Origin of the sequence: Paraburkholderia sp. Ac-20342, from assembly GCF_017104985.1 — a bacterium.
In the GTDB taxonomy this organism is placed as follows: Bacteria; Pseudomonadota; Gammaproteobacteria; order Burkholderiales; family Burkholderiaceae; genus Paraburkholderia.
The window spans coordinates 52,133-70,712 of record NZ_JAAGPQ010000023.1; the positions used below are offsets into that span (position 1 = coordinate 52,133).

Genomic DNA, 18,580 nt, shown 5'->3' on the forward strand with positions numbered 1-18,580 from the left:
GCGCGTTAGCGCGCTTCGATCACGTGTTCCTGCGCGCGGGCAATCAGCCAGCTCTCGCGCAGCAGGCGGCGGATTTCAGTGGCCACGTCGGCGTCGAGCATGGCCGGATATTTGGCCGTCACCGCGAAAATCTCGAAGCACGAACGGTCCGCCGAGGCGAATGGTCCGAGCAGATCGCCGACCGCTGCATTGAAGATTTTCGCTTCGATATCGGGTTTCAACGAACCGCGCAGTACCTTGCCGATTACGCCGCCCGATTCGCGCGTATCGGCAATCGAATGCTCCTGCGCCATTTCCGCGAAACTGCCGGGGTCGTCGCGCAGATACGAAATCATTTCCTTCGCCTTGCCCTCGCTGTCGAGCACGATATGGCTCACCTCGATCGAATCGAACTTCGGTGAATTGAGCGCGAAGTAATCGCGGATCGCGGCATCGTTGCCGACCTCGTCGAGCATCTTCTCCTGATAGAGCCCGTCGGTAATGAATACCTCGAATTCGTCGAGACTCACATGCAGCGCGTCGAGATAATGATTCATGTCCGCCGCGCGATGCAGTCCGCGCACGCGGCGAAACTGGTCGGCACGCTGCTGGATTTCGTCGGCGCTCACGGCCACGCCCTGCTTTTTCGCCGCATGCACGGTGAGCTTGTCGCGCACGATCTGCTCGATCAGGCTCTCGAACTGGCCCGTCAGTTTCAGAAGACGAATGAACTCGTCGACGTCCACGACTTCGTCGTCGATACGCACTATCGCGGTCATTTGATCCGCTCCTTTGATTGACGTGTCATCGTTGTGCTCAACCCGCCACCTGTCTGAACGGATCGAGACCGAGGTCGATCAGGCGCCGCTCGCGCACGACGATTTCCGCGTTGGCGGTCATGCCATAACGCAATGGATAACGCGTGCCGGCCACCTGGTAGTAGTCTTTATCGAGCGTGACGCGGCCCTCGTAGACCGGCTGCTTGTCCTGCACTGACGGTTTCGTCGCCGGAGAAATAGATGCGAGCGTGCCGCTAATAAGCCCGTAGCGCTGATACGGAAACGCATTGAACTTCATCCTGACCGGTTGCCCCTCATGCAGAAACGCGCGATCGTGCTCGGCGATTTCGATCTTCAGCACGGGCCGCGCGTCTTTCGGCGCAATACCGCCGAGCGGCGCATTCGCCTGAATCTTGTCGCCGCGCTGCGTCGACGTGACGTCGGTAATGACGCCCGAAACCGGCGCGAGAATCAGCAGGAAGTTATCTTTGTCGATGTTCTCGAAACGGACTCGCGCGGCCGCATCGGCTTCGAGACGCGCGCTTTGCAATTGCACGCGCAGCTTGTCTTCGGCATCGGTGATATCGCGCACGGCCGAGTCGTATTGCAACTGAAGATCGGTGCTTTGCTGCCCGCTGGTTGCCAGTTGCGCATTCGCCTGCGCGTATTCGTGGCTCAGGCGGAAGTCGAGTTCCGCAAGTTTCGATTGCGCGACACGATAGGCGTTATCGGCTTCGAGCGCCGCCGTGCGCTTCTGCTCGACCTGCAATTCGGCAATGCCGCCGCCACCGGGCTGCGCGAAAAGCCGCGAATACCGGTCGAGTTCCTGGCGTGCCGCTTCGCGCGTGCGACGCGCATTGTCGAGTGCGCTGCGGGCTTCATCGAGTTCGGCTTTCTGTCCTTCGGCCAGCTTCGTCGTACCCTCGGAAACGCGGTTTTCGTGCAGTCGCTCTTCCACTTCGAGTTGCGCTTTCAATGCAGCAGCCTTGCGTTCAAGTAGCGCCTTTTTCTCGGGAAACTGCTTCCATTCGCGCTCGGCGTCTTCGAGCTTGAGTTGCGCCTGCAACGCATTACTCGCGGCTTCGATCGCGCCGCGTGCATTGAGCCGCGCGAGCACGTCGCCTTTCGACACCGGCTGTCCCTCGGCGATATAGAGGTCGGCGAGTTCGCCGTCGATCGGCGCGTAGATGCGCCGTACCTCCGATTCCGGCGACAAGGTGCCCGGCGCGCTGACGATCACGTCCGCGCGGCCGACGAACGACCACAGCAGTCCCGTCACGACTAGCGCCACCATCGCCCAGATCAAGGCGCGCGCGATCCGCACCGGCTCCGAGGTCAGAATCGCGATGCCTTCGACGCTGTGATCTTCGAGCGCCTCGGACAACGGTCTAGGGTGTGGGTCGCGTTTCACTCTGATCGCCTCCAATCAGCGAGAGCTTCGCTTTCAATAGCGCGGGGTCGAGCACCATCCGCAATTCGGTCAGCGAGCGGCGCTGCAAACTCGCCTCGGCCTCGATATCCGCGAGCAGGCGGTCGAAGTCGGCCGGATGATCGGCCTTCAGTTGCGTGTAGATGCGCATGCCTTGTTGGGCCGCGGTTTGCGCATCGGAAAGCAGGCGCGCCTCGTTGCGAAAGCCGGGCGAAATGCCGGCTTCGAGCCGTTGCGTGCCGCCGATCGGACCGCTCGCGCGATACGCTCTCCACAAGCTCTGCGCGCGCAGCATCGAGTCCTGCGCACGAGCAAGCGCTTTGTCGTGCAATGCAGCGACGTCCTTCTGAATCGACTGCACGAACCACGCATCCGTTTGCGGATCGAGACTCGCGTAGAACGACAGCAGACGCTGGTCATAATCTTTGGCATCGCGCGTTTTCTGCAAATCGGTGTATTGATCGAACAGCGCTTTCTTGTGCGCCGATTCGGCCGCGAACACGTCGGACCAGGCGCTCGCCGGCATCGACTGCAAACCGGCCAGCGCCTGTTGTGCATCGCCACGCTGCCATGCGGCATCGACCCGATTCTGCTGCCTGACGATTTCCGCCGAAGGCAAGCGCGCGGCGGCCAGTTGCCGGAATTGCGCCTGAAACGGCGGCGTGCTGAAATGCGCCGACTTCATCATCGCGAGCAATGACGTCAATTGGCGGCTCAACGCGGCATCGAGCAATGCCGTGTATTGGCGCAAGTCCTCGCGTACGCGATCGAGGCCCGCAAGGCGCGGATAACGCTGCGCATAATCGTCGAGTACGGCCGGGAGTGCATCGGGTTTGTCGCGCGCAAGCTCGGCGCGAATCACGCCGTTCAGCCGATCGATTGCGGCAACATACACCGAATCGTCGCTTTCCAGCTTGCGCAAATGACTGAGCGCCAGCGCATAGGGCTCCGCGAACTGAGGCACGTAGCCCGCAATCCGGTCGAGCGCGCGCTGGTGCGTTCTCGCATCGTCGTTCCAGCGGCGCAGCAGGTTGCTGATCGTCGGTTCGTCCGCATACATGCGGATCGGCGCATCGACACCACCGCGCGCGACGACGAACCGCTCCAGATCGCCGACCCATTGCAATTCGCCGACCAGCGAGCCCGCGTCCGCATTGTTCGCGCTCAACGACTTCATCTCCTTGAGCCGCGCATCGGCCTGATCGAATTGCGCTTTTTGCAGCGTATCGAGCCAGCCTGGAAGTTGCGCCTTCAAGAGTGCTTCGCTCGCGAGCGCACTGATTTTCGTGTCCGTCGGATGATTGGCGAGATAACTCCGCGCAACCGTAACCGCGCTCGCGTACTCTCCGCTGGCGAGCAGGTTCTTCAACTCGCGCTCCGACGAGCCATGCAGATAAAGCGCGACACCCAGTCCGGCCAGTACGACGACACCCGCGCCGCCCCACGCCGCGATACGACGGACGTTCGTGCGTTCGCCGTCGGCGAGCGCCTTTTTGAATTCTCCGGCCAGCAGGCGCCAGCGCGACTGGCTTCTCACGGCATTCTTTTCATGCTTCGCCGCGTTCTTACCGATTGCGCCGCCGTGATTGCCCGCACCATTGGCGGCTTGCGCACCGTTTCTTCCTGAATAGGCCCCGTCGCGCTTTGCCTGCGCAGTCGCCACCTGTGCCGCCTCGTTCACCTCGTCCTCGCGTTGCAGCGCCGGATCGACGCAAAAGATATCGAGGAACGAATGCGCGGCGCCCACGAACGTGGTCTTGTCGGCATCGGCCGCGCTGTCCGCGGCCGGGTTCAGTGAAATCTGGGTCACGGTGGGCTCGACGTCAGGCTGTTTCTGTAGCGACACTCTGTAGACGAAATGATCGCCGCCAAATGCAACGACATCGCCGTCCGCGAGCGGCAATGCCGCTTCGTCGAGCCGCACGCCGTTCACGAACGTGCCATTGGTGCTGCCGAGATCTTCGACGAACAACTCGCCGCTCTTCAGAAACAGATGCGCATGGCGCCGCGAAATGTAATTGACCTGATGCGGATAGCGTTCCTTGTAACGCGAGAAAACCTCGTCCGTCTTGCTGACGAGAAATGGAAACGCGTGTACTTCGACCGGTTGCAGACCGAGGTCGTCGCGCTGCGGCGCGAGCAGCAGACGAAGCGCGCAAGACTCGCCGCTGCTCGCGACGATGCGCGCGCGCGGCTCGATGCCGGCGCGGTAGCGAAACTCGCCGCCGAAGCACAGCTCGTCGCCCGCGCGCACGCGCGCCGGCGTTTGTCGCACCGCGACGCCGTTCACGGTCGTGCCGTTCTTGCTGCCGAGATCGGCCACATACACCGTGCCATGCTCGATAAAAATGCGCGCATGACGGCGCGACAGACTCGCGGTCCACTGCGCGGGGTAATCGTTGAACGGTGCTTCGCTGCGGCCGACAGCAAACAGCGTGTCGACGATGCGGATCGCGTCGAACGACGGGCGTTGCGCGGACGCAACCGGCGACAGCACCACGTCGAAGGCAGCGTCCACTGTCGCGCGCATCTCAGCAATCGAATCTTCGCCGGCGGCCATTTTGTCTGGATCACTAAGCGTGTACCTGTCGCGATGGGAACGCGAAGGACACGGTGGAACAGGGACGAAGAACCACGGCGCAACGATGTTGTCGTGAGGAGCCGCGCGAACGCAGACCCCTAAAGAATTGTAAGTCACGCATGGCGAGTGTCAATTTCCATATCGTCTGCCGGGAACAGCACGGATGCGTCATTCGCGGCCTAAATACCCGCGCCGTACGCCACCACGCGGATTAGCTCAATGTTCCTTTACTTGTCTTTGACTTGCGCCTGCACGTCGACGCTCGGCCAGCCGCCGCCGAGCGCCTTGTACAGCAGTACCGTGTCGGACAGAATCTCCTGATGATTTTCGAGCAGCGCCTGCTGTGCGTCGAGTAGAGTCCGCTCGGTTTCGAAAACTTCGAGTTGCGATACGACGCCAAGCCGCAATTGCGCCTGAATCTGATCGGCCACGATCTGCAAACGCGCAACCTGCTGCAGCAATTCCTCGCGCTGCTGCTTGTGCGCGCTCAGATTGACGAGTGCGTTTTCGACTTCCTCGAACGCCCCCATGACGGCCACGCGATACTGCTGTTCGGCGACTTTCGATTGCGCCTCGGTCACTTTCACATGCGCACGCACGCCCGGATCGAGCAAGGGAATATCGATGCTCGGCATGATGCCGAACGTAAACGATTTCAACAGTTGATTCAGCGCGAAACTCGCCGTACCGCCTTGGGCAGTCAGGCCAATGCTCGGCAATTGCGCGAGCTTCGCCTGGCCGACGAGGTCATACGCCTCGAGTACCCGGAATTCCGCGGCGATCACATCGGGCCGTCGCGACAGCAATTGCGCGGGCAAACCCTCCGGCACGACCGGCAGTTTCACGCGTTCTTGCAAATGGCCCGGCGGCAGCTGGAATTCGCCGGCCGGCACGCCGATCAGTGTGCAAAGCGCGTTATTGGCGACTGCACGTGCGCGGCGCAATTCGTACAGGTCATGCGTCAACCGGTTGATTTCGGCCTGCTGCCGTAATACCAGGGTTTGCGGCACGAGGCCATTGCGCGCCTGGCCTTCGTAAATCGTCAGAATCTGCCGGTTCGTGCCGAGCGTTTTTTGCTGCTGCTCGATCTGATCGTCGAATTGCAGGATCTGGAAATAGGTGCTGGAAACATTCGCGACCAGTTCGAGATAACCGGCACGCCAATCCGCTTCGCTCGCATGAAATTCGGCCTTTTGCGCCTGCACGCCTTTTTCGACTTTGCCCCAGATATCGATGTCCCAGTTCACCTGGGTCGCGAGGTTGTACTGTTTCGTAAAAGGCAAGCCGGTGGTCTTCTGGAAATCGGCGCCCGCGCCAAGGTCCATGGTCGGCAAGGCCCCTGCCTTGGCTTCGCTGATCTGCGTGCTCGCGACGTCGATCCGCGCGGCCAACACCTGAATGTCGAAGTTGCCCGCAATCGCCTTGTCGATCAGCGTGTCGAGATACGGGTCCTGGAAACCCTTCCACCAGTCGCGCTCGATCGTCGCGGCAGCCGAGACCGGCGCGCCCTTCTGATCCGACCACGCTGTCTTTGCAGGCGTGTCGGGGCGCCTGTACGCCGGCATGCTGACATCGACACAGGCGCACAGCGACAGCGCGCAGACCGTTGCGGCACAAACGCCGCGCAGTGCACTGCCAATACCGCTCGATGCCGCGATCGCGGAAAGAGCGCGGCGGGAAGCCGAAGATTCAGGCAGCAAGGAATCGAGCAACGATGACACGATTGTCTCCGGTGGCACCCGCTTTATCCGCGAGAAAAACGGCGTTCGAGACCGAATCGCTGCCGCGCGGCTTCGGCCACGAAGCAGCGGAAATGTCGGCACGGGAAAACAGGCGGAAATCGAGCGGCAATCAGTCGAAAGCGCGAAGGGTGCGTGGAAAAGACGATTGAATAAGCGCTCTTTTAAGCAACTCGCTCGTGAAATGCGCACGCGCGGACACAATAAGGCGCGCGTGCGCCGCGTCGCTCAGGACACGAAGATGTTGTTGTTCGACGTCACATGCGGATCGATCTGCGTCGTCGTGCCGTTGACGAGCGCCGAGTTGTTACCGTTGGCGCTCTGGATATTCATCGTCGTGCTGATCAGTTGAGTCGCGTCGACGTTCTTGCTGTTGTTCGGCGCATACACGGGCGCGAAGCTGTAATACGACGACCACGGAGCGTAATAGCCGTTGCCGCCGCGCACGGCGCGCATGGCCTGGCTGTCGAGTTGCTCGGTGATGGACAGATCCTTGATCGTCAGCGTGTTCATGGTCAATCTCCTGGAAGGGCAAGCGCATAGTCCTGCGTTGGGAATCGAGCAACCTGTCTGCTCGGACGCCATTCACGCATGAGCTATGCCAACCGTGCTCTCCCTTCCGGTCGATACCTCGAAACGCCTGCTCGCAAAAGGCTTCAGCGAATCGGCAACATGGCTCGGAAACCTGGCCGATGGAAGATGAAACGGGAAGTGGTGGATTGCAGCCAACATCGCATTCGAAATGGTTGGCTGCATCGCGACAGTCGATCACGCGCGCTTCCGTACGTCATGCCATACATCGCTCAGCGCGCAATGACCGTGATCTTCTTCGAGTACACCGGCGGGTTGTGGGGCATATGCATGTCATCGCCCATCAACAATTGCAGCGTATGTTTGCCGGGCGGCAATTGAATCATCGTTTCCGTTTCGCCTGCGCCGAAATGCAGATGCTGACGATCCGAGGGAATCTCCTGGTCCATCGGCGGCAGGTCGGTGTCGATCAGCAGATGATGGTGGCCGGTATTCGGGTATTTGACGCCTTTCGGCGCGACACCCATGAAACGCAGGCCAAACCAGACGCGAAAAGGCTTGTTGGCCGGCACGACCTGGCCGTCGTTCGGATAGCCGATATAGGCATAGGCGCCGGGCGGCGCCGGCGTGGTGCCGGCCCATGCCGCTTCCGGCACGGCCCACGCCGTCAATGCCGAGGCTGCGAGCAGCGCCGCGGCCGCAATGATCTTGTCCATGAGGTCTCTCCGATGCCGCCGATCCGTTTCGAACGGAACGAACCGGGTGCGCTAGTCTTTCAGCACGGTGATGGTGATCTTCTTCGAATACACAGGCGGTACGTGCGGTACGTGATTGTGATCGCCGAGTATCAGTTGCAACGTGTGCTTGCCAGGCGGCAACTCGATACGCGCATCGGTTTCGCCGGCGCCGAAGTGCAGATGCTGCCGGTCCGAGGGAATCTCCTGATCGAGCGGCGGCAAGTCCGTGTCGATCAGAAGATGATGGTGGCCGGTATTCGGAATCGCAACGCCTTTCGGACACACGCCCATATTGCGCAAGCCCATGCGCACCCAGAGCTTGCCGCCATGAATCACCGCGCCGTCCGGCGGCCAGATGATGTACTCTTCCGCCCCCGGCGGCGACGGCGTCTGCTCGGCATAGGCGGCACCGCTTGGCCCGACGCTCGTGAATACCGCAACGGCCGCCACGCACAAGCTCATGCGCAATGCGCCGCCACGCGCGCGCGCCGCAAGCCGGCTGGAAAGATGGGGAATACGGGTTCTTCGCATCGCTCACTCTCCCGAAGAGGGGTCATGGCAGGCCCGGCTGCGTATGGCCTTCCGGGCGTTCCAGCGGCACGTCGCGAACCCGGATGTCCGGACTGCCGCCTACTTAAAACGACCATGCGGCGCGACTTTGTGAATCAGCTTAGGACGTAACTTGCGAAAAAGATACGCGATACTCGTTAACCGTATGACGCGCCGAGCGCTTCCGGACAGTGGTGACGTGCAAAGCGCGTGCTATCGTTATTGACAGGTTGCGGGTCAATGTCCGATAGCGGCATCGATGCTTCCCCGCCGTATTTCAGCGGATACCGCGAACCACGCGGTCCTCGAATGCCTGAATTCTGTCCGGTACAAACAGGATATGAAGATGTGGCGAAAATTCCTGCTGGTGTGCATGGCCGGGGCAATTCACGCGCAGTCGGGCGTCGCTATTGCCGCGACGGAACGTGAGAATATCGGCGCGAGTAGCGCGGTGAGTACTGTCGCGAGCGCGGTTGCGAGTACTTCGGCGGAGAGGAAAAAAAATGCGCCGATGTTCTCGCCACTTACTCCATCGCGCGGCAATGAGCACGCACGACGTATTGCGCTAGTAATCGGCAATGGCGAATACGGCAATCCTTTGGAACCGCTTCGCGACAACGCGCCGCGCGATGCCGAGGCGATGCGCGATGTACTACGCGCGCGCGGCTTCGACGTCATTTCCCGCACGAATGCGACCCCGTCGCAAATGCGGCAAGCCATCGACGAATTCGCAAAGCGCTTGCAAACAGGCGATATCGCACTGTTCTATTTCGCCGGGCACGCCCTGCAAATAGAACAGCAAACGCTGCTTGTGCCGGCGCAGCCCGAAGCAGACGCGCTATTGCACGCGCCTGCTTCACTGCTCAGGAGCGGCGTCGATCTGAATACCGTCCTGCATGCGATGCAATCGTCGCGCGCCGGCCGGCTCAACCTCGTGATTCTCGATACCTGTCTGAACAATCCATTTACACCCGCGGCGGCAACCATGAGTACCTCGGCGCTGCCTGCCAACACGGTGATTGCATATGCCACCGCGCCGGGCAGTTTTGCGGCGGACGGTCCGCGTCACGGCGTCTATACCGCCGCATGGCTGCGCGCACTGCGAAATGCGCCGTCGCAATCGCTTGCCGACCTGCTTCCACGCGTCGCCGCCGAAGTTCGCGAGGCAACGCACGGCGCGCAACAACCGTGGACCACGGCCACGCTTTCCGCCGTCGAGCCGGTAAGCGAAGACGCCGTGTCGCGACCGGGCGCATCGGATCGTGACGTCATCGCACTGCGCAGCCGCGGCCTTCTGCCCAAAGACAGCAACGAGCAATACGAAATCACGTTCTGGAATTCGATCAAGGACAGCAACTACCCCGCCGATTACGAGGCTTATCTGAAGGCCTATCCGGATGGCCGCTTCGCCACGCTCGCGCATGCGCGGATCGACCGGTTGCGCGCGGCGGCCGCCTCGAATGCGACGGTCGGTGCGGCGCCTGCGGCGTCCCCGGTTGCACCCGCGGCGAAAAGCAGCCAGGCTTCTCAAGCCGCCACGGTGGCACCCGCCACACGCACGACAACTACCGCACAAGCGAGTGCCGCAACCCCGGCGCCCGCCCACACAACACCGGCATCACCCGCACAACCCGCTCCTTCCGCGCCGCCGCCCGCCGCCGCTGCAACCGCCGCCCCGCTCGTGCAGAAAACCGTCGCCCATCCACCGACTGCCGGCGAAATACGCGATTGCGCGGCCTGTCCGATCATGATCGCGATACCCGCCGGTTCGTTCGCCATGGGCAGCAACACCGACGATCCATCGGAAAAGCCCGTTCATCACGTGAGCATCGGTGCATCGTTCGCGATCGGCAAATACCCGGTGACGGTCGAGCAATGGAATGCCTGTGTGGCCGCGAATGCATGTCAAAAGCTCACGCCCGAAAGCAATACCAACAAGGCCGCGCCCGCACGCGACCTCAGTTGGGACGACACGCAGCAATACGTCAAATGGCTCGCCAAAACCACGGGCAAACCATACCGCCTGCCCACCGAAGCCGAATGGGAATACGCGGACCGCGCCGGCACCACGACCGCGTACTGGTGGGGCGAACAGATGCGCAAGGGCACCGCCAATTGCAAGGATTGCGGCGACCCGTGGCACAAGGAAGGACCGGAGAGCGTCGGCTCGTACATGCCGAATCCGCTCGGCCTGTACGACATGAATGGCGGCGTTTGGGAATGGACCGCCGACTGCTGGCACAACTCGTATCAGGGCGCGCCCGCCGACGGCCACGCATGGGACAGCCCGGCCTGCGAAATGCGCGTCATTCGCGGCGGCTCGTGGCGCGAGGGCGGCAATTACATGCTCAGTGCGACGCGCTTCAAGTACAGCTCGGGCGTGCGTCAATCGCAGGATGGTTTTCGTGTCGTGAAGGATCTGCGCTAAGGCGCTTGAGCTTCGAGGCTACGCACAAGGCGCCGAAGCGCAGTTGCAATGCGCATCGGCTCGCGCGCTTACGATTGCGCCGGCGATTGCCATTCTTTCCTCGCAGGCTCGACTCACGGCATTGCGCATTCGCACTGCCCCCCTATCGCGACTTCACGGCATACGCGGCTTCGTCGTAATCGGCGCGAAATCCGCGAAGATATGGTCTTGCCCGTATTTACCGCCAATTTGTGCGAGTCGCGCATCGAGCGCACGCAGATAATCCGCGCGCGATTCGCTTTCCGGACGCAGCTTGTCGAAGAGTTGCACCGGCGTAATCAGCAGTACCACCATCTCCGAGCCGAATGGCTTCGAAATGATCCAGTCGTCCGCGCCGCCGATCGTCGCCGAGTAGTTCGGCGGCGCCTGATTGTCCTTCGCGCGTGGACTCGGCACCATGTGTACGACGCGGCCATCGAGCTGGTAATAGTCGACGCTCACGAACGAATCGAAGTTGGGCGTATTCACATCGACGACGAGCGCATCGCCATCGCTCAATAAACCGCTCGGTGGCCGCACGTGCAGCGCGGCGACGCGGCCCTCCTGCCAGTTACGCATCCAGTACGGCGCGAGCGTCTTGACGGTATCGCATTTGTCGTCGGCGAGCGGCTGGACGTCGAGCGTCAACGTATCGACGCCCGGCAACGCCGCCAGCGTGTCCTTCAGATGCGCGGCGCCATCACGCTGCGAGACGAAACCTCGCACCGTTAGCGCGTGATCCTGCACGCTTGCCGATAACGCCGAGCACGGCACCTGCGCGAGCACCGGTGTAATCGCGGCTAGCGTCAACGCGGGCTTCGGAGCGGGCGGCGGCGGTGAAGCCGGTGGCAACGGCGCAGACGAAGAAGACCCCGCGTTTGCCGATGCATTAGCTGCTTCATTCGTTACCGCGGAAGTTGCTCCAGAAGTTACCGCGGAAGCGGGCGACGTCTGCGCCGTACTGTTCGACGACACGATTGCCGACGCTCCGCCCACGCGATCGACCTGGTCGGTTCGCGGCTCGCTCTCGCGGCTCGGCCCGGAACGCAGCGCGAAAATGCCGACCGCCGCCGCGCAAACCACGGCGAGCCCCGCGAGTCCCGCCTTCGCGAGCGTGCCCGACTTCTCGGCGCGCGCTTCATTGTCGAACTCGGCGATAAAGCGCACGACGCTTGGCATCCGCGTCGCGCGATCGAACGACAGTGCAGCGCGCAGCGCGCGCCATTGCCGCGAGTCGAGATTCGGTGGACGCTGCGGCTTGAAATCGGCATTGCGCGCCTGCGTCGCGGACAGCCGATCGAACGGATGATGGCCGGTCAACAGTTCGTACGTGATGCAGCCGAGCGCATAGATATCGTCGCGCGGATCGGGCTCCCCATGCTCGATCATCTCCGGGCTCGCATACGCGGGTGTCAACGCGCCGAGCGTGCCGGGGTCGAATACCGTCGCATCGCTTTCCTCTTCCGGCCGCTGGAATACGCGCGCAATGCCGAAGTCGATCACTTTTACTTCGGCGTTCGTCGTCAGAAACACATTGGCGGGCTTGAAATCGCAATGGACGAAGCCGCGCTCGTGCGCATACGCGAGCGCCGCGCACATGCCGCGCACGATCGGCAGTGCCGCGCGCACCGGCATGCCCTGATAGCCGGGCGTGCGCAGCAACTGGCTGAGCGGTTTGCCGCTCAGGTACTCCATGGTCAGATAGACGATCGGCCCGTCGCGATCGAAGTCGTACACCGTGATGATGTTGCGATGCGCGAGCACCTGCGCCTTGCGCGCCTCGCGCTGCAACGCGACGAGCGAATTCGGATTGCCGCGGAACTGGACGTTGAGTACCTTGATCGCGAGATACGGCTTGCGATCCGACGCTTCGAGCTTGCGCAGATCGAGCGCCTTGTACACGGTGCCCATGCCGCCGACGCCCAGGCACTCCTCGAGCACGAAACGGTTGTTGAGCGTATCGCCGATGCCCTTGATCGTGTCGTGCGCGGAAGCATTGTCCGCCGTCCCCGAAACACCCGAAACGCCCGCAACACCGGCGCTGCCCGAACGCAGCGACGGAATCTCCACCATCGTCTGGATGCCGGTTTCCTCGCCGCCTGCCGCGACGTTCGATAAGCGCAGCAACTCGATGCGCCGCCGTACTTCCAGATACAACTCCTCGGGCAATGGCGTTTGCCGATGCGCGGCACCCAGCATCTCCAGCAGCTGCGTCGAGCCGAGTTGCTCGGTCTTCAACGCGCTGTCGAGCCGCGCGACGAACTCGTCACGAGACAGCTCGCCGCTCTGGAAGTCGTGAATCACACGCGCAAGGCTAGCCATTTGTGCGAAGCACCGCCGTTGCCGCTGGACCGTGTCGCATGCGACCGACGCCACGCGGGTCGATAGGAAACCTGTCGTAACCAGTTACATGTGCCGCTTCGATACTAGCTCCCGGTCCGCGCTTTCGCAAACCGGCAATGACCCTCGCGACGCCATGCACGCGCGTGACGCGAGTGTCGTATGCGAACCAACAGGATTGCACCGTCTGTCGGAGAGACACCACCGCTTGCCGCCCGATCAGCCGCGCGGACGCACGGCACGCCGGGACTGCTTCACGCCGGAACGCCCTGTTAATCGAGACTCCCGGCATTTCATCAGGATACTTGAGCAAATCTGGCACAGCCTGTGCATGAGTGATATCCGAGCAAACAGGTTGCTCAACACCACTCGCAACATTGCGATGACTTCTTTCTGGAGACTCACCATGAAAACGCTCATGATCAAGGATCTGTCCGTCACCGAACAACTCGACAGCCAGGCCATGCGTGCCGTGCGCGGCGGCTTCGGCCCGAGCCTGTACTACAACTTCAGCCCGATCGTCGCTCCGAACAACAGCAAGAACCTCACCGCCACGCAACTGATCAGCAACGAACTGAACCAGCAGAACGCCAACGGCAACAACGTTGCGTTCGCCGCCGGCATCACCTCGACGAACGATCCGTTCGTGACGTCGAACAACAACATCCACATGTAATGTGCGACGCGGCGAAGCACCCGCACACGCGGGCCGCTTCGCCGCACGCCATTCGTCTCCGCTTTTCGCGCACCCTTGGAGAAACATCATGTCATCCCTCATGATTCGCGATCTGCCCGGCACCCGCGAACTCGACCGCCTGGCCATGTCCGCGCTTGCCGGCGGCACCGGCAGCAGCGTGCCCGGCTTGCCGTTGGGCAGCCTCGCCGGCATTGCCAACGTCAACGTGACGGTGAACCAGAGCCTCTTCCAGCAGCAAAACGTGAACGTCGCGGCACTCAACAACATCGGCGTGATCGGCGCGGGCTTCGTGCCGCTGAAGCTCAACGTCGACCCCACGCTGTGGGGCGCCAACTACGCCGCCGTGTAAGCGCATGCAGCAGCGCGAGAACGGGGGTTCCGGCACTGCCGCTGTATTGACATGCCCCAGGCCGCACACGGATTTCCTATACTCGAAGTGCGTCGAGACCTCAGTACATCGAACGACAGGCCAAACATTCCGCCAACGCGGCGGCCGGACCCTCAGCGGACCGAGCCGCCCTATTGCTTTTCTGGAGCCGTCATGACCAAGCTCGTCATCAAGGACCTGACCGAAAACGTCGAACTCGACCGTGAGGCAATGGCCGCGATCGTCGGCGGGGCGCGCATCGGGGCGCGCTCTAATCTCGCCGCGCCGCTCGTGCCGGCCGCAACGCGTGTCGTCGACTATCCGCCGGGCTTTCCCGCTGCGCATCTGCCTATCGGCAATCCCGCCCTGAAGCCGAAGCGGTAACGCCGCCGGAACCGCCCACCGCTTTTCATCGCCACGGCACGCGCGCTTCGCGCGTGCCGTTTCCATTTCAATCCCACTTTCCACCATGCGTCGTGTCACTGTCCGCTTTTCGCGAAGCGGTGCCATGAACCCACCACGCGCGCGCAATACGTGGGCTTCGCGCGAACACTTCGCCTCGCATGCGTCGGCCTGATCCGCACGATTCGACGAGGCGGGCGCGCGCATCCCCGTCTGGATGCGCATGGCGGCGAGTGACCGCTTTTCCGCATCACGTCCCGGCACGTTGGCATATGCCTTGCAAAAATCCAGACGGGCGCCGCATTGTGCTCGCCTCTCGATCTCAAGGAGTAATGCCATGAAAACCACTGTCATCATCAAGGACCTGCCGCATCGCGCAAGCGACGCATCCGCCGAAAAAGCCCTCACCGTCGAGCAGATGAAAATCCTGCGCGGTGGCCGCTCGGTGGTCGTCACCGTGGACGGTACTTCGACGGGTCACGTCGACGATTGGGGCATCAATACCGCCATCTTCGAAGGCCGTATCACCGGAACCTATCTATAGGACGCGCGAAGTGTCCGCAATTGGAAAGAGCGCACCCGCCTGATGTTCTTTTGTGTGAGACGGGCGCCGCTCCGGCCGCATAGCCGCTCGTGGGGCGACGGCCCTACCGGCGGTGTCGGCCGCGTACCGATCGTGGCGATCGTGCGGCCGATTGCCGATGTGCGCTAGCCCGCATAACCGTCGATCAACTGCTCGAACAGATCGGCGTCGCCCATCTGGCCGCCTTTGAGCATGATCTCCATGCCGTCGAGTTCGGCGCGATCGGAATGCAGACGGCACACGGTCACGCCCGCCGAAAGCGGCGCGAGATAGGACAGTCCCCACGCGTCCAGCGCACGCACCGCAAAGCTCGACGTATCGCCGCCCGCGATGCCGATACGCTGCAATCGCACCGCGCCGAGTACCTGTTGCAATAGAGTCGCGCACGCATGCGCGAGTTGGGACGGTGGCGTGGCTTCGTTTTCGTTGTCGGCATTCGCCGTATTTTCGCCACTCGTCGCCTGAGCGACTGGCGTCGCGTGCGATACCTTTCGTGTCGTAAACGCCAGCACGTTGCGCCCGTCGCGCAAGGGTCCGGCAATGGCCGCGACACGATCCGCCAGATAGGCCGCTGCCGTATCGCCCGTCATCTTGTGTGGGTCGAGCTCTACTCGCAAATAGGAATGCGCGGCGCCGATCTGCACTTCCGTCAAGGGCGAGAGGCTGCCGGCCAGCACGAATACGGGGCCGCGTGCGCGCGCCAATGCTGGGGTGGCCTCGTTCTCTACATCGGAATTGCCGCGCACTCCACACGCCGATGCATAAGCCTGCGCAACGCTGCTCGCCCCGACCGCGAGCAATGGCGCCGACCTCGCCGCATAATGCACGATGACCTTGCCGATGGCACGCAAATGCGTATCGTCGAGTACATCGAACAGCAACGCGTCGGGCCGTACCTCGGGCTTCGTATCGAGTTCGCGGCGTACCTCGGCCTGCAATGCCGCTTCGCCTGCCGCATAGCACCGCCAGTCGATCGACCGTACCCGCTCGATACCCTGGCGTTGCAGATGCACACGCAGGTCCGCTTCGTTCATCGGCGTGACGGGATGGCGGCTCATCGTCGGATGACGGTCAATCCGATAGATCGAGGGCTGTTCGTCGTCCGCGCCCGCCGCGGCGAACAGTTGACCGAACACGCAATAGCGCCGCAGATTCGGCTGCCCGCCGACGATCGCAACGAGTTCATTCGCACAGTACTCGCGCAGCGTGCGAATCGCCACGCCGATGCTGCCGGTATGTGGCGCGCTATCGAAGGTCGAGCACACCTTGTAGTGAATCACGCGCGCACCGAGCGCGGCGAATGCGGCGCCGACACGCGCAAGCTCCTGCTGTTGCGCGGGCGGCGCCATCGTGCGCGCCGCGCCCGCGACGCCGATTGCGTCGAGTTGACCCAGCATCGACAGACGCGCCGCATCGGGCGGCGTGAAAAACAGCATCGCGCGCAAGCCCGCGCGCGCGAGATGCGCGAGCGTATCGGTCGCGCCGGTGAAGTCGTCGCCGTAGAACGCGTAGTCCGGTCCCGTATCGCAAGAGCCGTTCATCTCTTCTGCGCCTGGCATCACGCTCAACCCCGGCCGCCGAAGAACGTCAGCGCGCGCTGCAATTCCGGCATGTTCTGCGCGTAATTCGCGAGCGGCGTGCCGGCTTGCACCGCCGCCCACGCCTGGCGCACGCTCTGAACGCCCGCAGCCGGACCGTCCGGATGCGCGAGAATGCCGCCGCCGCACATGAAGAGCAGATCGATCGAATGCACGGCGTCGTATGTCGCTTGCGCGGTACCCGCCCATTGCCCCGACGAAAACGCGGGCAGCACGCTGTCGTCGCAGCCGGGCGCGAGCGGCAGCGCGCAGTCGCGCGCCGACTCGATCACCTCGGCGTCGCTCTGCGCGAATTTGCCGGCCAGCCCATGCACGTGCATATGATCGACACCGGCGAGACGCCAGAGCGTCTGATACGCCTGAAACGATATGCCGAGCGCCGGGTCGCGCGACATCATCCCGTAGCCGTTGCGATGCGCATGCAGCACGAGCGGCGTGGCACGGCGCAACGTCTGGATCGCCGAGAAGCCGCACCAGTTGATGCTCGCCATCACGCAGCTACCGCCCTCGCGCTCGACGAGGTCCGCATGACGGCGCATGGCGTCGAGATCGTCGGTAATGTTGAAGGCGACCATCACGGGCCTGCCGCTGCGTTCGCGATAGGCGCGCACCTCGGCCATGACGGCGCGCACGCGTTCGGCAAGCGGCGCATGCGCAGGGTTCGCACAAACTTCGTCATCCTTGATGAAATCGACGCCCGCCTCGCACAACTGGCGCACGAGTGCGGCCGTTTCGTCCGCGCTGAGGCCGACGTTCGGCTTGATGATCGTGCCGATCATCGGCCGGCCGCTGACTTGCGTCAGCGCACGCGTGCCGGCCACGCCATGACGCGGCAACTCGAAACGCGCACGATACGCGGCCGGCAAACGCAGCGACAGCAGCCGCATGCCAGTCACTTCGCCGAGGTCGTACAGATTGCCGGCGACGGTCGCGGCCAGCGTCGGCAGATTCGCCTCGATGTTGGCCAGCGGAAATGACAGCGTGATGCGCGCGCGCCGCCACGGCCCCGGCGTGCGCTGCCGCGTGAGCCATGCGCTCAGCAGACTCGGTTGCGCGGCGGCTTCGAGCTCTTCGATATGCAGCACGTTGGCGCGGCTGCGCGCGCGCAGTGCATCGGATTCGTTCGCGACCCGCACGAAGGTGCCGCTCGATTGCTCGCCGGCCATCACGTCCGCGACGCGCGCGGGATCGAGCGGCGTTTCGATCAGATAGTCGGCTTCGAGCGTATCGCTATCGACTGGCCGCTGCGCCTGAATAACGTTCATAGCGTGCTCAGATCGGGAAACGGACGCACCGGCTCGCGGCCGTCCCAGTCGCGCGAGGCCGCGTAGATCATGTCGAACAGCTTGCCCTTCGGCCCCGCGACTTCCGATAGTTCAACCACCGTGCCCGGATGATTCTCGGTATCGAAGTAGACGAAGCGGCCGTTGCGCCCCACCTCGCCGCTCATCGCAACCTTGAAGCCCTGCTCCTGCAGACGCGCGAGATCGGCGTCGAACGACGTGGTCCAGTACGCATTGTGCTGCAAGCCCGTATGGCCCGCGGCGAGAAAGTCGCGATACATCGAGGGCGCGTCGTTGCGCGTCTGGATCAATTCGACCTGCAACGGTCCCGAGTTCGCGAGCGCAACCGAGTTGTGCACTTCATAGCGCTGCCCGCGATACGTGTAGTTTTCGATCGGCACGCGTTCGTTGTAAAACCACGGGCCCACGCCGAGCACGCGGCTCCAGTAGTCCATCGCGGCCTCGATATCGCGCACCACATAGCCTGCCTGCCGGATTTCGCCAAAGAAACGACTCATGAAACTCTCCCGTTGCTGCGGG

The 18,580-nt window shown here is 62.8% G+C and carries 17 protein-coding genes; 6 read left to right on the top strand and 11 right to left on the bottom strand.

From position 1 onward, the window contains the following. Nucleotides 1-5 precede the first annotated feature (5 nt). The 7 genes from G3N58_RS12390 to G3N58_RS12420 all read right to left on the bottom strand — a co-directional run bounded on the left by G3N58_RS12390 (nt 6) and on the right by G3N58_RS12420 (nt 8,237). Entirely contained in the window at nt 6-758 is a 753-nt protein-coding gene (locus G3N58_RS12390; RefSeq protein ID WP_167283778.1) for a peptidylprolyl isomerase, read from the bottom strand. A 37-nt stretch (nt 759-795) separates the two neighbouring features. Then, the gene (locus G3N58_RS12395; protein WP_167042595.1) at nt 796-2,169 is read right to left on the bottom strand and encodes an HlyD family efflux transporter periplasmic adaptor subunit; all 1,374 of its coding nucleotides are present in this window, start codon (nt 2,167-2,169) and stop codon (nt 796-798) included. Further along, nucleotides 2,147-4,747 (bottom strand): FHA domain-containing protein, encoded by a 2,601-nt coding sequence (locus G3N58_RS12400; RefSeq protein WP_205999281.1) that lies wholly within the window; start codon nt 4,745-4,747, stop codon nt 2,147-2,149. The genes G3N58_RS12395 and G3N58_RS12400 overlap by 23 nt, the downstream gene beginning before the upstream one ends. 248 nt (nt 4,748-4,995) lie before the next feature. Then, nucleotides 4,996-6,408: an efflux transporter outer membrane subunit gene (locus G3N58_RS12405; protein ID WP_205999301.1), complete on the bottom strand. Its 1,413-nt coding sequence runs from the start codon at nt 6,406-6,408 to the stop codon at nt 4,996-4,998. A 327-nt stretch (nt 6,409-6,735) separates the two neighbouring features. After that, the gene (locus G3N58_RS12410) at nt 6,736-7,020 is read right to left on the bottom strand and encodes a hypothetical protein (RefSeq protein WP_167042599.1); all 285 of its coding nucleotides are present in this window, start codon (nt 7,018-7,020) and stop codon (nt 6,736-6,738) included. Nucleotides 7,021-7,310: 290 nt separating this feature from the next. Continuing rightward, nucleotides 7,311-7,754: a DUF4399 domain-containing protein gene (locus tag G3N58_RS12415; protein WP_205999282.1), complete on the bottom strand. Its 444-nt coding sequence runs from the start codon at nt 7,752-7,754 to the stop codon at nt 7,311-7,313. A gap of 51 nt (nt 7,755-7,805) precedes the next feature. Then, the gene (locus tag G3N58_RS12420) at nt 7,806-8,237 is read right to left on the bottom strand and encodes a DUF4399 domain-containing protein (protein ID WP_240158978.1); all 432 of its coding nucleotides are present in this window, start codon (nt 8,235-8,237) and stop codon (nt 7,806-7,808) included. Between the two features lie 433 nt (nt 8,238-8,670). On the opposite strand from G3N58_RS12420, the gene G3N58_RS12425 reads away from it, so the two are divergent. Beyond that, nucleotides 8,671-10,752 carry an SUMF1/EgtB/PvdO family nonheme iron enzyme gene (locus tag G3N58_RS12425; RefSeq protein ID WP_205999283.1) on the top strand — a complete coding sequence of 694 codons (2,082 nt, stop codon included), beginning with the start codon at nt 8,671-8,673 and terminating at the stop codon, nt 10,750-10,752. 153 nt (nt 10,753-10,905) lie between these two features. On the opposite strand, the gene G3N58_RS12430 is transcribed toward G3N58_RS12425, so the two are convergent. Beyond that, nucleotides 10,906-13,092 (bottom strand): serine/threonine-protein kinase, encoded by a 2,187-nt coding sequence (locus tag G3N58_RS12430; protein WP_205999284.1) that lies wholly within the window; start codon nt 13,090-13,092, stop codon nt 10,906-10,908. A gap of 424 nt (nt 13,093-13,516) precedes the next feature. On the opposite strand from G3N58_RS12430, the gene G3N58_RS12435 reads away from it, so the two are divergent. From G3N58_RS12435 to G3N58_RS12455, 5 genes are all read left to right on the top strand, one after another. Then, nucleotides 13,517-13,786, top strand: coding sequence for a hypothetical protein (locus G3N58_RS12435; protein WP_167042609.1), 270 nt, complete (start codon nt 13,517-13,519; stop codon nt 13,784-13,786). An 88-nt stretch (nt 13,787-13,874) separates the two neighbouring features. Beyond that, nucleotides 13,875-14,156, top strand: coding sequence for a hypothetical protein (locus G3N58_RS12440; protein ID WP_167042610.1), 282 nt, complete (start codon nt 13,875-13,877; stop codon nt 14,154-14,156). A 192-nt stretch (nt 14,157-14,348) separates the two neighbouring features. Then, entirely contained in the window at nt 14,349-14,558 is a 210-nt protein-coding gene (locus G3N58_RS12445; protein WP_205999285.1) for a hypothetical protein, read from the top strand. 355 nt (nt 14,559-14,913) lie between these two features. Beyond that, nucleotides 14,914-15,120, top strand: coding sequence for a hypothetical protein (locus G3N58_RS12450; protein WP_205999286.1), 207 nt, complete (start codon nt 14,914-14,916; stop codon nt 15,118-15,120). Between the two features lie 42 nt (nt 15,121-15,162). After that, nucleotides 15,163-15,288, top strand: coding sequence for a DUF3309 family protein (locus G3N58_RS12455; RefSeq protein ID WP_167042616.1), 126 nt, complete (start codon nt 15,163-15,165; stop codon nt 15,286-15,288). Here G3N58_RS12455 and G3N58_RS12460 read toward each other — a convergent pair. From G3N58_RS12460 to G3N58_RS12470, 3 genes are read right to left on the bottom strand one after another with little or no spacing between them, the layout of a single operon-like run. After that, a complete protein-coding gene (locus G3N58_RS12460; RefSeq protein WP_241017091.1) occupies nt 15,285-16,700 on the bottom strand; it encodes a four-carbon acid sugar kinase family protein in 1,416 nt (471 codons plus the stop codon). The two genes, G3N58_RS12455 and G3N58_RS12460, sit on opposite strands and share 4 nt — an antisense overlap. A 23-nt stretch (nt 16,701-16,723) precedes the next feature. Next, complete coding sequence (locus G3N58_RS12465) at nt 16,724-18,022, bottom strand: ribulose-bisphosphate carboxylase large subunit family protein (RefSeq protein ID WP_167042619.1); 1,299 nt, start codon at nt 18,020-18,022, stop codon at nt 16,724-16,726. After that, entirely contained in the window at nt 18,019-18,558 is a 540-nt protein-coding gene (locus G3N58_RS12470) for a VOC family protein (RefSeq protein WP_167042621.1), read from the bottom strand. Before G3N58_RS12470 ends, G3N58_RS12465 begins: the two co-directional genes overlap by 4 nt. Nucleotides 18,559-18,580: the final 22 nt, after the last annotated feature.

Coding starts and splice junctions, on each gene's coding strand:
- G3N58_RS12390 (WP_167283778.1), bottom strand. CDS start 758: ATGACCGCGATAGTGCGTATCGACGACGAAGTCGTGGACGTCGACGAG.
- G3N58_RS12400 (WP_205999281.1), bottom strand. CDS start 4,747: ATGGCCGCCGGCGAAGATTCGATTGCTGAGATGCGCGCGACAGTGGAC.
- G3N58_RS12410 (WP_167042599.1), bottom strand. CDS start 7,020: ATGAACACGCTGACGATCAAGGATCTGTCCATCACCGAGCAACTCGAC.
- G3N58_RS12415 (WP_205999282.1), bottom strand. CDS start 7,754: ATGGACAAGATCATTGCGGCCGCGGCGCTGCTCGCAGCCTCGGCATTG.
- G3N58_RS12420 (WP_240158978.1), bottom strand. CDS start 8,237: ATGAGCTTGTGCGTGGCGGCCGTTGCGGTATTCACGAGCGTCGGGCCA.
- G3N58_RS12425 (WP_205999283.1), top strand. CDS start 8,671: ATGTGGCGAAAATTCCTGCTGGTGTGCATGGCCGGGGCAATTCACGCG.
- G3N58_RS12430 (WP_205999284.1), bottom strand. CDS start 13,092: ATGGCTAGCCTTGCGCGTGTGATTCACGACTTCCAGAGCGGCGAGCTG.
- G3N58_RS12435 (WP_167042609.1), top strand. CDS start 13,517: ATGAAAACGCTCATGATCAAGGATCTGTCCGTCACCGAACAACTCGAC.
- G3N58_RS12440 (WP_167042610.1), top strand. CDS start 13,875: ATGTCATCCCTCATGATTCGCGATCTGCCCGGCACCCGCGAACTCGAC.
- G3N58_RS12445 (WP_205999285.1), top strand. CDS start 14,349: ATGACCAAGCTCGTCATCAAGGACCTGACCGAAAACGTCGAACTCGAC.
- G3N58_RS12450 (WP_205999286.1), top strand. CDS start 14,914: ATGAAAACCACTGTCATCATCAAGGACCTGCCGCATCGCGCAAGCGAC.
- G3N58_RS12455 (WP_167042616.1), top strand. CDS start 15,163: ATGTTCTTTTGTGTGAGACGGGCGCCGCTCCGGCCGCATAGCCGCTCG.
- G3N58_RS12460 (WP_241017091.1), bottom strand. CDS start 16,700: ATGAACGGCTCTTGCGATACGGGACCGGACTACGCGTTCTACGGCGAC.
- G3N58_RS12465 (WP_167042619.1), bottom strand. CDS start 18,022: ATGAACGTTATTCAGGCGCAGCGGCCAGTCGATAGCGATACGCTCGAA.
- G3N58_RS12470 (WP_167042621.1), bottom strand. CDS start 18,558: ATGAGTCGTTTCTTTGGCGAAATCCGGCAGGCAGGCTATGTGGTGCGC.